The organism is Citrobacter sp. Ce006, from assembly GCF_030336535.1.
Classification (GTDB): Bacteria; Pseudomonadota; Gammaproteobacteria; order Enterobacterales; family Enterobacteriaceae; genus Citrobacter; species Citrobacter europaeus.
This window is the reverse complement of record NZ_JAOWDO010000054.1, coordinates 317,633-334,021: the sequence shown is the minus strand read 5'-3', so window position 1 is coordinate 334,021 and position 16,389 is coordinate 317,633. Positions and strand designations below refer to the sequence as shown.

The 16,389-nt window shown below is 54.0% G+C and carries 7 protein-coding genes; all 7 read left to right on the top strand.

Features of this window, described 5'->3' with window-relative positions; translation table 11 throughout:
* Positions 1 to 3: 3 nt before the first annotated feature.
* On the top strand, positions 4 to 1,476 hold the full coding sequence (der, locus tag OGV94_RS03125) for a ribosome biogenesis GTPase Der (protein ID WP_047409536.1): 1,473 nt from the start codon (positions 4 to 6) through the stop codon (positions 1,474 to 1,476).
* Positions 1,477 to 1,776: 300 nt separating this feature from the next.
* The gene (locus OGV94_RS03120) at positions 1,777 to 3,318 is read left to right on the top strand and encodes a peptide MFS transporter (RefSeq protein WP_286522565.1); all 1,542 of its coding nucleotides are present in this window, start codon (positions 1,777 to 1,779) and stop codon (positions 3,316 to 3,318) included.
* A gap of 63 nt (positions 3,319 to 3,381) precedes the next feature.
* Positions 3,382 to 4,461 (top strand): Gfo/Idh/MocA family oxidoreductase, encoded by a 1,080-nt coding sequence (locus OGV94_RS03115; RefSeq protein ID WP_080626244.1) that lies wholly within the window; start codon positions 3,382 to 3,384, stop codon positions 4,459 to 4,461.
* A 51-nt stretch (positions 4,462 to 4,512) separates the two neighbouring features.
* On the top strand, positions 4,513 to 4,731 hold the full coding sequence (locus OGV94_RS03110; RefSeq protein ID WP_043017181.1) for a zinc ribbon domain-containing protein: 219 nt from the start codon (positions 4,513 to 4,515) through the stop codon (positions 4,729 to 4,731).
* 204 nt (positions 4,732 to 4,935) lie between these two features.
* Entirely contained in the window at positions 4,936 to 7,128 is a 2,193-nt protein-coding gene (sinH, locus tag OGV94_RS03105; RefSeq protein ID WP_043017180.1) for an intimin-like inverse autotransporter SinH, read from the top strand.
* Between the two features lie 43 nt (positions 7,129 to 7,171).
* Positions 7,172 to 8,134, top strand: coding sequence for a SinI family autotransporter-associated protein (locus tag OGV94_RS03100; RefSeq protein ID WP_286522563.1), 963 nt, complete (start codon positions 7,172 to 7,174; stop codon positions 8,132 to 8,134).
* A 114-nt stretch (positions 8,135 to 8,248) separates the two neighbouring features.
* Positions 8,249 to 16,372 carry an adhesion domain-containing protein gene (locus tag OGV94_RS03095; RefSeq protein ID WP_286522562.1) on the top strand — a complete coding sequence of 2,708 codons (8,124 nt, stop codon included), beginning with the start codon at positions 8,249 to 8,251 and terminating at the stop codon, positions 16,370 to 16,372.
* Positions 16,373 to 16,389: the final 17 nt, after the last annotated feature.

Genomic DNA, 16,389 nt, shown 5'->3' with positions numbered 1-16,389 from the left:
AACATGGTACCTGTGGTCGCGCTTGTCGGGCGCCCTAACGTTGGCAAATCCACGTTATTTAACCGTCTAACTCGCACCCGAGATGCGCTGGTTGCGGATTTCCCGGGTCTGACTCGTGACCGTAAGTACGGTCGTGCGGAAATTGAAGGCCGCGAGTTTATCTGTATTGATACCGGCGGTATTGATGGCACCGAAGACGGTGTTGAAACTCGTATGGCGGAACAGTCGCTGTTGGCTATTGAAGAAGCGGACGTTGTGCTGTTCATGGTGGATGCGCGTGCTGGCCTGATGCCTGCGGATGAAGCTATTGCGAAACATCTGCGTTCTCGCCAGAAACCGACGTTCCTGGTCGCCAACAAAACTGACGGACTCGATCCTGACCAGGCGGTTGTCGATTTCTACTCGTTGGGTCTGGGGGAAATTTATCCGATCGCGGCATCCCATGGCCGTGGCGTCCTCAGCCTGCTGGAGCATGTTCTGCTGCCGTGGATGGATGACGTTGCCCCTCAGGAAGACGTGGATGAAGACGCAGAATATTGGGCGCAACTGGAAGCCGAAGAAAACGGCGAAGAAGAGCCTGAGGACGACTTCAACCCGCAGGATCTGCCGATCAAACTGGCGATTGTGGGTCGACCGAACGTAGGTAAGTCCACGCTTACTAACCGTATTCTCGGCGAAGACCGCGTAGTGGTTTACGACATGCCTGGGACGACGCGTGACAGTATTTATATTCCGATGCAGCGCGATGAGCGCGAATATGTGCTCATCGATACCGCGGGCGTGCGTAAGCGCGGCAAAATTACCGAAGCGGTAGAAAAATTCTCCGTTATCAAAACGCTGCAGGCGATTGAAGATGCCAACGTGGTGATGCTGGTGATTGACGCGCGCGAAGGTATTTCCGATCAGGACCTGTCACTGCTGGGCTTTATCCTCAATAGTGGGCGCTCACTTGTTATCGTGGTCAACAAGTGGGATGGCCTGACGCAGGAAGTGAAAGAGCAGGTCAAAGAGACGCTGGACTTCCGTCTGGGCTTTATTGATTTTGCGCGCGTACACTTTATCTCTGCGCTGCACGGCAGCGGTGTGGGGAATCTGTTTGAATCGGTCCGCGAAGCGTATGACAGCTCCACCCGTCGCGTCAGCACCGCGATGCTGACGCGCATCATGACTATGGCGGTAGAAGATCATCAGCCGCCGCTGGTCCGTGGTCGTCGTGTGAAGCTGAAATATGCTCACGCCGGTGGTTATAACCCGCCAATCGTGGTGATCCACGGTAACCAGGTCAAAGACCTGCCGGATTCCTACAAACGCTATCTGATGAACTATTTCCGTAAATCTTTGGACGTGATGGGCACGCCGATCCGTATTCAGTTCAAAGAGGGGGAAAACCCGTTTGCGAACAAACGCAATACGCTGACCCCGACTCAGATGCGTAAGCGTAAGCGTTTGATTAAGCACATTAAAAAAAGCAAGTAACCGTTGCTGATGCTGATAAAAACCCGCGCCTGTCGCGGGTTTTTTTTCGCTAATCCATCGCCTGCCTCAACCCGTGCGATGTCAATTACTATTCGTTTTTTACCAAGTTTAAATCTAAGAAAGTAGACATTTGTCGAGTTTTCATCTTAAAGTCCGGGGGCTGGTACTAGACAAAACTAGCCTTAGGTTATCAAATGGTTAAATAACTTTTCGCCGCATGTAAAAAATCGGTCAGATACGTAACTGGCTGGCGTACATCGCGGTGTTTATACGCACGACGACATAACTTTCGGGAGAATTATGCAATCCTCTGTTAATCAAAAAGAAAGCCGAACTTTCTTCGGCCATCCTTATCCGCTCGGCTCGCTGTTTTTCACAGAGATGTGGGAGCGCTTCTCGTTTTATGGCATTCGCCCGTTACTGATCCTGTTTATGGCGGCAACCGTCTATGACGGCGGCATGGGGCTGGCTCGTGAAAACGCCTCGGCGATTGTGGGTATCTTTGCCGGTACGATGTATCTTGCCGCACTGCCGGGTGGCTGGCTGGCGGATAACTGGCTCGGCCAACAGAAAGCGGTGTGGTACGGTTCCATTCTGATTGCGCTCGGCCACCTGTCGATTGCGCTCTCGGCCATTATGGGTAACAACCTGTTCTTTATCGGCCTGATGTTTATCGTGCTCGGTTCCGGTCTGTTCAAGACCTGTATTTCGGTCATGGTTGGCACGCTGTATAAAAAAGGCGATGCGCGTCGCGACGGCGGGTTCTCGCTGTTCTACATGGGCATCAACATGGGGTCGTTTATCGCGCCGCTGATCTCCGGTTGGCTGATTAAAACCCACGGCTGGCACTGGGGCTTTGGCATCGGTGGTATCGGAATGTTGGTGGCGCTGATCATTTTCCGCGTATTTGCCGTTCCATCGATGAAACGCTACGACAGCGAGGTGGGACTCGACTCCACCTGGAACAGCCCGGTTGTGAAACGTAACTGCGTGGGCGCGTGGCTGCTGGCGCTGGCCGTCGGTGTGGCAGTTATTGTTACGCTGATTGCGCAGGGCGTGATTGTCATTAATCCGGTCGCGGTTGCCAGCATGCTGGTATACGTGATTGCCGCCTCCGTTGCACTCTACTTTATCTACCTGTTCATCTTTGCCGGTCTGAACCGCAAAGAGCGCGCCAGACTGCTGGTCTGCTTTATCCTGCTGGTTTCCGCCGCGTTCTTCTGGTCCGCGTTTGAGCAGAAACCGACCTCGTTCAACCTGTTTGCCAACGACTACACTAACCGTATGATCGGTGATTTTGAAATCCCGGCGGTGTGGTTCCAGTCGATAAACGCGCTGTTTATCATCCTGCTGGCGCCGGTATTTAGCTGGGCATGGCCGAAACTGGCGAGCATGAACATTCGCCCGAGCAGCATTACCAAGTTCGTTATTGGCATTCTCTGCGCGGCGGCAGGCTTTGGCCTGATGATGCTGGCGGCGCAAAACGTTCTCAGTAACGGCGGTGCAGGCGTTTCTCCATTCTGGCTGGTGGGCAGCATCCTGATGCTGACGCTTGGTGAGCTGTGCCTGAGTCCGATCGGTCTGGCGACAATGACGCTGCTGGCTCCGGAAAGAATGCGTGGGCAGATGATGGGCCTGTGGTTCTGCGCCAGTGCGCTGGGTAACCTGGCCGCAGGTTTGATTGGCGGCCATGTGAAGGCTGACCAACTGGATATGCTGCCGGATCTCTTCGCTCGCTGCTCGATTGCGCTGCTGATCTGCGCCGCGGTACTGATCGTCCTCATTGTTCCGATTCGTCGCATGCTGGAGAATACGCAATCTAAACCGGCAACTAGCGCCTGATAACACCTCGATTGTGCCGGGGCAGACGTTATGTCCCGGCCATTCAATTTTTGAGGTGAGAACATGTTGTTAGGGTTTGTTGGGCTTGGCGCAGTTGTTGAAACGGCATACTTGCCCGCATTACGTCATATGTTCGGTGATTCACTCCGCTGCGTGGGTTTTGATGTCCAACCCGTAAAGCAGTTTGCAGACGTGGCACGCTGCGCGTCACTCGCTGAACTTCTTGCCACACCGCTTGATACCCTGTTTATCACCACCGCATCCCTGCACCACCTTGATGTGCTTGAACAGGCGCTGGCCGCGCCCATTGCACGTATCGTGGTCGAAAAGCCTATTGTCGCCACGCTTTCCCAAATTGAAAAACTGAAAATGCTGCTGGCTCAACCCGGTGCTGCCGACCGCGTGCTGGCGCTCGACCACTGGATGGCGCGCAATGGCGCAATGCGGCTGGCGTTGGGTAAACTCGGCGCGCAGTGGCAGGGCGATAATCCACAACCGGCACTGGTCTCTCACTTTTCGGACGTTGTTAAAATCGAAGGCTTCTTACAGGAACCGAGCGGGTTTAACGCTGCTGGTGAACCCATCGCGCTCAACTTTGCCACCGGTGAGCCGGATACGCGTGAACTCCGTCATCCGGACGGTGTGATTCTGGACATTGGCACGCATGTACTGGCAATGCTGCGTGAAACAGCGCGTTATCTGGGCGGCAATGACAGCATGAGCTTGCAGGTGATGAGCGCTAAAGACCGTCTGGGACGCGATATCGTAGAAGGCGACCTGACCACGGCGGAAGGAGAGGCACATCTGCAGGGACAGATTAGCGGTATACCGCTGGATATCTGGCTGAATAAATACGCAGGGCCTGCTGGTGGACAAAAAGGCCTGCGCCTTTATCTGCGCGACGGCCGTATCATCAGCCATGACCGTCGAGGTGCCGAGGATGTGCTCGAACTGATTGAGGGTAATGTTGTGCGATGCTGGCGCCTTCCCGGTAGCATTTATGCCCATTGTCTGGCGGAGCATATTCTGGGCGAGCACAGTCTGTTTGAACGCAGCCCACAGGAAGTGAGTCGCACGACGCAGCGCAGGCTGGAGGAAGTGGAGTACCTGTTAACGTTACAGCAGTTACGCGGGCGGCATTAAACGCAGCGTGATAAACTCTACGCAGTAATGGATCCCTGTACTGGAGTCGCTATGTCTATTATTTGCCCGGATTGTCATGCAGAACTGGAGCCGCAAAACGGTATGGCACACTGTGATAACTGTAATAAAGATATTCAGTTAGAAGCGCACTGTCCGGAGTGTAATCAGCCGCTGCAGGTGCTCAAAGCCTGTGGCGCAGTCGATTATTTCTGCCAGCACGGTCATGGCCTTATTTCAAAAAAACGTGTTATCTATTCTATTAGTAATTAATTATATTAGTTGTTCTATTTAGTTGAAATAAACATACGAAAGAGAATATTAATTCTCTTTCGATATCTATTAAACAAATAAGTAACGCGTAATTCAAATGAATACCTGTTTTTAGGAATATATTTAGGTGGCTAAATTATAGTTTGGTCTAGATCGTAGATATAATCTTTCTGTGTGAGGAAAGCTTTAACACAGGGATAATCTATGGTGTCAGGAGCACGCTTATTCTTTTTATTATTGGTGTCTGGCGTGGTAAGCGCTGAGGCCGATATAAGCGTCCCTGTCTCTGAAAATAATATTACCCTCTCCGCACTACCCGATCTGGCCAGTGATGCCGCAGAAAAAGAAGAACAAGAAAATAAGGGGCAATCATTTAAAGAAAAAGGCGCTGATTACATTACCAACTCAGCGACGCAGGGATTTGAAAATCTGACGCCGGAAGCGCTGGAATCCCAGGCGCGTAGCTATCTGCAAAACCAAATCACTTCATCAGCACAGTCATACCTTGAGGGCGCAATGTCGCCTTATGGCAAGGTGCGTACCAGTCTCTCCGTGGGCGAAGGGGGAGACCTTGAAGGTAGTTCGCTGGATTATTTTGTTCCCTGGTATGACAACGAAAGTACCGTACTCTTTAGTCAATTCTCCGCCCAACGTAAAGAAGAGCGTACTATTGGTAATTTAGGCTTCGGTGTACGCCAGAATATCGCGAGCTGGCTGCTGGGCGGTAACCTGTTTTATGACTATGACTTCACCCGTGGACACCGCCGCTTAGGTCTGGGGACCGAAGCCTGGACTGATTATTTAAAACTTTCCGGAAATTATTACCATCCTCTTTCCGACTGGAAAGATTCTGCAGATTTTGATTTTTACGAGGAGCGCCCGGCGCGCGGTTGGGATATTAGGGCAGAAAGCTGGCTGCCATTTTATCCGCAGTTGGGCGGCAAAGTCATTTATGAGCAGTACTATGGCGACGAGGTGGCGTTATTTGGCACCGATAATTTACAAAAAAATCCGCATGCCGTGACCGTAGGTCTCAACTATACGCCTGTACCTATGGTGACGTTGGGGGCGGACTATAAAGCCGGAACCGGGGACAACACCGATCTCAACGTCAATGCCACGGTCACATATCAGCTTGGTACCCCGCTGGCAGCACAGCTCGACCCGGAAAACGTCAAAGCACAGCATTCGCTGATGGGCAGTCGTCATGATTTTGTAGAGCGTAACAACTTCATCGTTCTGGAATACCGTGAGAAAGATCCGTTAGACGTCGCACTTTGGCTGAAGGCCGATTCAACCAATGAGCACCCTGAATGCGTGATTGAAGACACGCCTGAAGCTGCGGTTGGTCTGGAAAAATGCAAGTGGACCGTCAATGCGATGATTAATCACCATTACAAGATTATTTCTGCCTCCTGGCAGGCGAAAAATAATGCCAGCCGGACGTTAGTGATGCCGGTGATAAAAGCGGATGCCTTGACCGAGGGAAATAATAATCGCTGGAATTTAGTGCTGCCGGCGTGGGTGAATGCTGATACCGACGACCAGAGAACGGCAATGAACACCTGGAAGGTGCGCATGACGCTGGAGGATGAAAAGGGCAATAAGCAGAACTCCGGCGTGGTGGAAATTACCGTCCAGCAGGATCGTAAAATCGAGCTGATCGTCGATAACATCGCTGATGCCGATCGTAGCGATCACAGTCATGGCGCCAGCGCGCAGGCCGATGGTGTGGACGGTGTAGTAATGGACTTGCTGCTGACCGATTCCTGGGGCGACACCACCGATCGCAACGGTGATGAACTGGTCGATGAGGCCATGACGCCTGAGCTGTACGACAGCAATGATAAAAAAGTTACGCTAGCGGCGACGCCATGTACCACGGAAACCCCCTGTGTATTCATTGCCAGCCGAGATAAAGCAGCGGGAACCGTTACGCTCTCCAGCACGCTTCCCGGCACTTTCCGCTGGAAGGCTAAAGAGGATGCTTACGGCGACAGCAACTATGTCGACATTACCTTTGTTGGTGAATCGCTTTCAGCGCTGAACCCCCTCATCTATCAATCGAAAACTTCCAGCCCAGTCAATCTGATCGACAAAGAAGATAAGCACCCTGTTGTGAATAACACCTATCGATTCCGGCTTTGGCGCGATGCTAACAGTGATGGCGTGTTCCAGATGTCGGAACAGCTTACAGAAGAAGAGATGGCCCAGTATGACTACCAATGGGAGTTTACCGGGCAGAGTACCAACGGGCATACCGGGGCGCAAACGAACACCAGCAATGAGGACCTGGTTCTGCCAGCCAGCAATAAAGAAGCGGCGCAGAAGTTTGGCGCCGACGAGCAGGATGGCGTGCAGGGGTATGGATTACGTGTGGCCTACAACCAGAAATAGCGTCGGCGCGAGTCGCTGAATTTTAAAGAAAAGGAGAGTCTTAATGCAGGCATTGTTAAAACGGCGGCTGAGTAAGGTCGCACTGGCGCTGGTGGTGGCAGGCTACTGCTCAATTCCATCGGCGATAGCAGCGAAAGAAGGAAAACTGCAAGGTGCCGGTTCCGATACGTGGCAGTTCAGCGGCAATACCGGCACGATTCAGGGGACGGTACCGTGGATCACCCGCTCGGCGGAAAAAGTCGCGGAAGCAGATAAAAACCACGTAACGGTTAGCATTGACCGGGGTGAGCGTGTCGTCAACGGCGAGGGTGATAAGCAGTTCCATATTGGCGATAAGGTCACGGTAAACTGGGCGATTGGCGATGAGCAGGGCGATCTCGATGTCAGCAATACCGCAACCAAAGCCACGGTGGTCTGGATTCGTTCGAAACAACAGGATGGTTCTGAAGCTACCGTGATAAGCGGTAGTGCCGGGAAGGACTCCTATACCCTCCAGGAATCGGATGCAGACTATTACATTGGTATTCGCATCACGCCAACGACGACTACCGGTGACCCCAACGTTGCTGAACTCTTGACGTTAAACGATCTTTCTACTGGCTCGGGTGGTGGTGCGGATGATGATGACATCCCGGAAGGTCCGGTGGTGGATGATTCTATTGCCGTGGCTATCTACGACTCTGAGAATGCCTCTGTCAACCTGCTGAAAAACAGCAGTACCAAGCTGCATACCGGTCACACCTACGTTGCTCAGTTGTGGAAAGATGCCAACAAAAACGGCACTTACGACACGGGGGAACTGGTGGTTACCAATCAGTACGACTATCAGTGGGTCTTTACAGGCACCAGTTTGCAACTGGGAACGGCGGGAGGCGACTCTTCGGTTCAGAACGGCGATTTGCTTATTCCAGAGACCAATGCCGAAGCCAGAACCTCGATCTTCCCGAACGCAGGCGACGATGGCGTTCAGGGGTATGGCCTGTCGATCAAGTACAAGAACAAATAATTCGCACCGTACGTCGCTCTCCAGGGGAGCGGCGTTTTCCGTGCGCTTTTCTTAGCAGGACGCTAAGCAAAGCGTGTTGAAAATCCAATTATCAGACAGGCGTTAGGATGGGATATGTCCGGTAACCTGAAATCACTGCATCGTTTCCTGCTGCCGCTGTTATTTATCAGCGGCTTGTCTGCAAATGCCACAAATTTGAGTCATACATGGCAGGAGCCTGTCGGCGTTACGTCGGCGATTAACGGTACGAAACCGCAGGCCGACAGTGTCGCCATTCCGGTGTATCAGGGAAGCGTGCAACTTAGTGTGGATCAAGCCAATGCCGTGGCGAATACCGCGAGGCCAAACCAGTTCAGTACCGATGACAGCGGCAGCGCACTGATCCTCAGTAACCCGCACGACACCGAAGGTGACATTTTTGCCGAGCCGCCGCTGGTCTGGCAAAGCGATCGTGCGCCGGGTGTCTCTCTGGTATGGGCTGATGCCGCCACGCCCGACGAGCCGCTCAGTCCACAACCGTCCGCGAATCTCAGCTTCTGCGCGCAAAATATGGCGGGGCGTCATCTGGTGGTCTGGCCGCAGCTTGATACCACAACGGAGATACCACCACTCTGGCTGCTGACTCGTACCGGTGTCCCCTATAACAATGCGGTGACGTTACTCGAGCAAAAATTTGCAGTAGATATCGCCGCGGCTGCGGGCAAACCGGTGGCGGTGAGCGCAGACCATTTCAATGAAACGCTAAAGGCGGCAAAGGGTAAAGCTGGCGATAGCATCACTCTGACTGTGAGCACTAGGACCTGTGATGGTGAACCTGCGGCGAATACGGCTTTTATCATTACCCGAAGTGATGCTTTCAACCGACAAAATGCGGTCAACAACACCAATCCTGTACATGTAGGAGATACTGAACTCACCACGATCGCCACCGAATTTCACGGCACAACCGATGCCAGTGGCAATGCTACGGTGACGGTCACCCAGGACAATAGCCCTGGCGTAAAAACCACGCTAACGGTAAAAGCCGTAGGAGCGACATCGCTTGCCGATAGCGTAGATGTTATTTTCACCACTCTCAGCAGCCCGGACAGCGATAAAGCGGCGATGTGGGGTCATATGGCGGAAAGCTCCAGCGCTGAGGTGGAAGGTGAAACCTACACCTTTACCCGACCCGCGCTCGCCGCTGAGGTGGAGGGTGAAAGTACGACGGTGAATGCCGATAATGAAAGCTGGGCGCTGTTTAACTGGAAAGGGGCGGATGAGCACTGTGACATTCTGCCGGATGCGCGCCAGCTTATCGGGTTAAAAACTGCACGAGGCGACCTGGCGACTACTCTTGGCTGGCCTGTCGCCGGGGACGATGAATACTGGTCCGCCACGGAAAGTTCGCTGAGCATGTACCATTATGGCGTCAATATGCGCTCCAGCAGCGTGGTGCAGGAAGCGGATACGGTGAACTCCCTGGTCAGTTGCGTAGATAAGGCCGCACCGGCGGTAAAGCCAAAGCTGGTGCTGAGTACAGACAGCTACGACAGTAGCCTGAGCGCCGCGAGGGTAAAGGTAGGGGAGGCGGTCATGATGCAAATCACGGTAACCGACGAACTCACCGGCAAGCCGCTGCCGTATCGCTATTTCAATCTGTACCTTGGCAACGAGCAGGCACGCAATACCGCTTACTATTCCGCCAGTTGGGAGGATCATCCGGTTACCATTGCAGGTGAAGGCCTGATGGCCGGTGATACCCATCACTATCAGGGCGTTACCGACGCGAACGGTCAGGCTTCGCTGGAGATCAAACATGATTCAGGTACTGGCGTCTTAACGCCGTTGCGCGTGGTGCTGTTTGACGGCAGCACGCAGGCAACGCAAAACGTGATCTTTACCGTTCTCACCAGTCCGGATGTCAGCGCGGCAAACATGTGGGGGCATATGCAGGGCGTAGTGGAGGCGGGCAATTTGTATAAGCGTCCGCTGCTGGCAGCAGAAGCCACGCACAAAACGGGCTCCACGCAGGAAAACAATGAAAACTGGGCGACGTTCAACTCCGTTACGGCGGGTGAAAACCAGTGCGGCAGTGGACAGGTGCCAGGGCAACTGTCGCTGGACTCGCTCTATAATGCGCATCCTGATAACGAGATGCAAAGCGAGCACGGCTGGCCAACCGCCAGCCACAGCTATCTGGCGGCGGACACCAGCGACGAGCAGACGGCGCACGTCAATCTGGCTACCGGTGCTGACGATTTGTTCAGCGGTAGTGAGCCGAACTATCTCTCCTGCTCGGGCAATGAGTTAGTCACTCAACTTGACGTGGCGATGAACGGCGATTTTGCCCTGCGCCAGACGACAGCCAAAGTGGGCGAGCAGATAACACTGACGGTGCGCTCAATTAATGCGCTCAACGGGCTTACGGTCCCCAACGCGGCGTTTACAGTTACCATGGCTTATGGGCGCAATCGCGATAACGTCACCACCGGCTTTACTGATGCCACCGACGGTGCGCTTGTTATAGCGGGTACGGCATACGGTCCTTCTCAGGCGTCGATGACGTATCAGGGCACTACCGATAGTCAGGGGAGTGCCACCCTGACTATCGAACAACCGCAGGGCGTTGGACTGCAGACTCAGCTCTCTATTGTGCCGATGAACTCACTCATCTCCACGCCGCTCAGCCGCAGCGTGAAATTTACCGTCCCCACCAGCCCGGATACCGCTCAGGCATCGATGTGGGGACATATGCCCGATACCCTGACGGTGGGTGATGCGGTATTTGAGCGTCCAAAGCTTGCGGCAGAGGTTAGCGCTACCCGCACCCAGAAGGAAGCGAACGAAAGCTGGGCGCGCGTCACTCATAGCGATGCGGTGAGTAATACGGACGTCGGCGGCTGTGCGGTCAACCGATTGCCGCGTATCGATCAGCTTAAGGCGTTGTATGACGCCAACAGCGGTGGGGCGATTCACAACACCCACGGCTGGCCAACCCTGATTAACTATTGGTCTTCGACGTTTGCCACAGCGACGTCGTGGAAACTCATCGCGCTTTCCAGCGGCAGCGAGTTTTCCAGTAACAATGCATCGGATTATGTCACCTGCCTTGCCAGCGACAATCCGGTAGCCGCTTCTATTACTATCGAACCGGTCGATTCGTCGCTGTGGTATGAGGGTAATAACGAACATGCGCTAAAGGTGAAAAAGGGCGATACGTTACAGCTGAAGGTCACGGTGAAAGATGCCAGCGGCACGCCGATCCCTGATGCACCGTTTGTACTGTCGCGCGGTGATGGTTATACCCGGCAGAACGATAAGCATATTGCGGGCAGCGGCGACGGTATCGTTTCTCCGGTCGTGATCGACGGAAACTCAATCAACGATACGGCAACCAAAGTGGGCGGCCTGACGGGAGCCGATGGCAGTAAAATCATCAACGTCACCCGCCCGGATACGCATGGCACCAAAGTGGCGGTTACCGCAGCGCTATATCAAAACGCCAGTGTCAGCGCCAGCGTTGACACGATATTCACCGTCGTCACCAGCCCCGACAGTAATAAAGCCAAAATGTGGGGCCATATGCCAGAAACGGTGTCAGCAGCTAATGGCAAAGTATTTAAGCGACCACAACTGGTCACAGAAATTGCCAGCGGGATTGCCGTTGGCAACAACACAGAAAACAATGAAATCTGGGCCACTGTTGATTTTGAGGGGATAAAGAACGCCTGCGGGGTGGGATTTGTGCCCGCGCTGGCCGACCTGCAGTCGTTGTACGCAGCCTTCCCTGGCGGAGCCATCAATACTCAGCAGGGCTGGTCTGTCGAAGGGAAAAACTACCAGAACAGCACTGCTGATATCAGCCGCTCAACGGAAAACCGTTATGTGAAATCGCTCGATCTGGGCGATGGCAACATAAGCTCAATGTTATGGAATGAAAAACTCTATTTCTCCTGCTTGCAAACAGCGCAGAAAGTGGCAACCAGGCTCACGCTGACATCCTCGCTATACCATGCCGACGACGGTTTTGCTAAAGCCAAAGTTGGCGAAACTATCCCAGTAGTGATTACCACTCTGGATGATGAGGGGAATCCGGTTGGCAATACGCCGGTTATCTTTAAACGCGGTGATAGCATCGGGCGTAAGTACCAGGTGGTAAACACCTCCACTGCGGCTGCGATACAAATTAATCATAGCGAGAGTCGTAGCAGTGGCGTTGAGTATTACTCCGCGACCAATGAGAACGGAACGCTGACGCTGGACATTAACCAGGACAGTGGCGCAGGCTTTAAAACGCCGCTGCTGGCGTCGCTTGAGCATACCAGTTCTGCAACAGAGCAGACGCTGCCGGTCGTCTTTAGCGTAGTGACCAGTCCGGATACAGAGAAAGCGAGCTACTGGGGGCACATGGCGGAAACACTCACCGATCGTGATGGCGTCGTGTATAAGCGCCCGCTGTTATCCAGTGAGTTTAGCAACATGCCGGGGAAAACGGTGATTATCACCAACGGCAGCTACGATACGGGCGAAACCTGGGGCATGATCACCGTCAGCGATGCCTGGAATGGGGGGGGCGGCGGCTGTGGGCGTAACTTTCTGCCGACTGCCAGTAATCTTCAGGCGCTCTACGCCACCTGGCCCGACGGGGCGATGCACAGCCGTAACGGCTGGCCAATGAGCAGTGCGGGAAATGTCAGTGCCAGCCAGTACTGGTGGGCGGGAGATTACGCTCTGCCGTCAACGGCTGGGGGGGCTGCAGATTACATGTTCGTTAACCTGCTGAGTAGCGGCGATGTCACCCCGACAACCAGTACCTCGATTCACCACATGCAGACTTGTCTTGTTTCACCCCGGGATACGGCTGGTAGCCTGACGCTTACATTTGCCGGACAGGATGAAACAACCGGGATCGCTAAGGTGAAAAAAGGCGAGCAAATCGCCGCCACCGTGACGGTAAAAAATACGGCCGGCCAGCCGATGGCTAACGCGTTGGTGAAATTGAGCCGCAGCGAATCAACTATGCGTTCCGGGAATGCCTCCGGAGGTGATATTACGCTCCATAACGTGATGCCGTCAGGGCCGGCGACGTTCCTGATGGATACCAGCGCAAAATATTTGTACGTACAAACCGACCCGCAGGGGATGGTAACCTTTACGCTTTCGCAAGATATCACCGCAGGGCTGAAAACCACCCTCAACGCCACAACGATGGACGGCAGCAATCTGACCGACAGTAAAGATGCCATCTTTACCGTCATTACCAGCCCCGACAGCGACAAAGCCAATCTGTGGGGCCATATGCCGGAAACCTTCGTCAACAGCAAGGGCGTCGAGTTTAATCGCCCCTTGCTGCGCGCCGAGCTTTCTGCCACGACCAATACCTCGGGCTTTCTGGAAAATCATGAAACCTGGTATACGTGGAATAGTTATCCGCAGCTTTATCAGCAGTCCGCCAGCCCGTGCGACAGGCTGGGGCTGCCGACGCTGGAGCAACTTCAGACGCTGTATAACGATTACCCAAATGGCACGCTCTCCTCGACCTTCGGCCTGCCGGTGACAACGGGTAAATACTGGGGAGCAGGTAATAGCGTGCCGGACAGCGCGCACGCGACAAACCTGTTTCAGTACCTCCGGCTCAGTGATAACTCAAAGCTTGCTACCAACACGAATACTGCCACGGCGCAGCTGTGCTTGAGTAAAAAAAGGGTATTGTCGATAGCGCTCACGTCGAGCGCCATGAATGCGGAAAAAGGCGCTGCGGTTGTGAGAAAGGGAGAAATCGTACCGTTGGCCGTCACCGTGACCGACGGTTCAGGAAATCCTGCACCTGATACCACTATTCGTCTGAGGCGCACCTCGTCGTTAAACCGGGCTGGGTTCGTTCAGGATGGTAACGAAAGCAATATGTTGCTGACAGCGCTCACGCCTGAAGCGGGTTCAATGGCGTTTAACTGTGCGACTACCCGCTGCAACTATTACTGGTATGGTGTGACGGATGAGAATGGCCAAGCCCAGTTTGAGGTAGCCCAGGATAATAGCAGCGGCCTGAAAACCGCCATTGTGGCAGAACTTCCCGACGATCTGGTGACTTCCAGCAATTTGGATGTGATATACACTGTACTTACCAGCCCGGACAGCGATAAAGCGAAATACTGGGGGCATATGCCGGAAACGGTCACCAACAGCGCTGGGGTTAGATTTAAACGTCCACTTCTGGCGACCGAAACGTCGTTTACGTACTCCTATACGTACAATAACGAAAGCTGGGCGCTGGTCACCATTTCAAATACCCAAAAAGCGGGCGCTACTGGTTGTGACGCAGAATATCAGCCGCTGTTTAGCGATCTGCAAACACTGTACGCTGACGACCCTATAGGCGCTATTGGTACGAATTATGGCTGGCCGGTGTCAGCAGGCAAGTTCTGGCTGGCTGTGGATCGCGTGTCAAAAACCGGGGCATACCAGTATATGCGGCTGGATACGGGCGGGAAAAGTTCGACCACTTCTGTCGGGACGACCGGCGCGCAGATATGCCTTGTGGATCCGCATGCCCCATTGCCCGCGACCATTGCGTTGACGTCGAGCCTTGCTGACAGCGAAACCCGCATTGCGAAGGTTAAAAAAGGCGAGGAAATTCCGTTCACTGTCACCGTGAAAGATACCAATGGCAACCCCGCAGCGAATGCATCCTTTACGCTCTCTCGTAGTAATGGCATTTCGCGTAGCGGTTCGGTGAAAACGACGGATGGTAAAGGTGCGACGGACGATCTGGTTCTTCAGGGGATAGCCCCTGCGACAGCCGAGACGGTGTTGACCAGCAATACCAGCACCTGGAGTGGGGTGACCGGAGCGGACGGCACGGCAACCTTAAGCCTGCGCCAGGACGACGCGATGGGGCTGAAAACGACGATTACGGCAACGCTGGACACATACCCTAACCCGGCCTCTACTGTGGAGGCGATATTCACCGTGGTGACCAGCCCTGATACCGACAAAGCGCAATACTGGGGGCATATGCCCGAGACCGTTACCGACAGCAGCGGCGTGAGCTTTCAGCGACCATTACTGGCGGCGGAAGTTTCCGCAGAAGACACCACGTTTAGCTCCACGGTAGGTAACGAACTGTGGCCGCTGTATGACCATAACGGCGCAGGGCTGGCAAGCAAATCCACCTGCGGCGAAGCCTGGCAGCCGACGTTAAGTGAACTGAAATCACTCTACGATGAGCATCCCGGCGGCGAAATCGAAACGCTGTATGGCTGGCCGGTATCTCATGCAAGTTATGGCTGGTGGGTGACGGATAAAGCCGGAACCTCCTGGCAGAGCATGCAACTGAAAACCGGTGCGGTTTCCACCAGGAGCACAAGCGACAAACAGGCGCTGGTTTGCCTGGTAGATCCGCATCCTATGCCTGGGGCAATTACGCTGACGTCGACGGCTCTCAACGCTGAGAGGTTGGCAGCGCAGGTGAAAAAAGGAGAGACAATCCCGCTGACCGTAACGGTGACAGACACTGACGGCAATGTGATGCCGGACGTGTATTTCACGATTTCACGCAGCAATGCGTTGTCGCGCGTTGGCAACGTCATTACCAGCGGCGGGGCGGATGATTTAACGCTGGACGAGCTAACGCCTTCTGCGCAGACCGCTAAGTTGGCTACTAACACCGCGATCTTTAGCGGTCTGACGGGCGCTAACGGTACCGCAACGTTTAACCTGCGACAGGATCTCAGTTCGGGGCTGAAAACTACGCTCACAGCGACGGTGACGAATAACACCACGCTTAAAGCCTCTCTGGATGCTATTTTTACCGTAATTACCAGCCCCAACTCTGCTAAGGCGAATTACTGGGGCCATATGCCCGAAACGGCCACCACCAGCGACGGCGTCATATTTAGCCGCCCATTGTTGGCGGCGGAAGTATCTTCCAGTAATACCAGCTATGGTGCGAATGGAGAACTCTGGTCATCGGTAAGCGCCTCGAATCTGGATAAAACCGGGATTACCGGATGTGACGCACAGCGTCAACCGCTGTATAACCAGTTGCTGACGTTGTACAACGATAACCAAAATGGCGCGGTGGGGACGCTGTACGGTTGGCCGATTACCGGGGTGGATAACTACTGGTGGGCGGTCGATCAGGATGAGGCGACTCATGCTCGACAGGCGCTTAACTTGAGTAACGGGCAGAAACGTACGACAACCTCTACGTCATCCATTTATCGACAGGTGTGCCTGGTAAATGCGCGTGAGTGAAAGTTGTTAAGACGCTG

Bases quoted from the DNA above. Each gene is read 5' to 3' on its own strand.
- der (WP_047409536.1), top strand. From the start codon at position 4: ATGGTACCTGTGGTCGCGCTTGTCGGGCGCCCTAACGTTGGCAAATCC.
- OGV94_RS03120 (WP_286522565.1), top strand. From the start codon at position 1,777: ATGCAATCCTCTGTTAATCAAAAAGAAAGCCGAACTTTCTTCGGCCAT.
- OGV94_RS03115 (WP_080626244.1), top strand. From the start codon at position 3,382: ATGTTGTTAGGGTTTGTTGGGCTTGGCGCAGTTGTTGAAACGGCATAC.
- OGV94_RS03110 (WP_043017181.1), top strand. From the start codon at position 4,513: ATGTCTATTATTTGCCCGGATTGTCATGCAGAACTGGAGCCGCAAAAC.
- sinH (WP_043017180.1), top strand. From the start codon at position 4,936: ATGGTGTCAGGAGCACGCTTATTCTTTTTATTATTGGTGTCTGGCGTG.
- OGV94_RS03100 (WP_286522563.1), top strand. From the start codon at position 7,172: ATGCAGGCATTGTTAAAACGGCGGCTGAGTAAGGTCGCACTGGCGCTG.
- OGV94_RS03095 (WP_286522562.1), top strand. From the start codon at position 8,249: ATGTCCGGTAACCTGAAATCACTGCATCGTTTCCTGCTGCCGCTGTTA.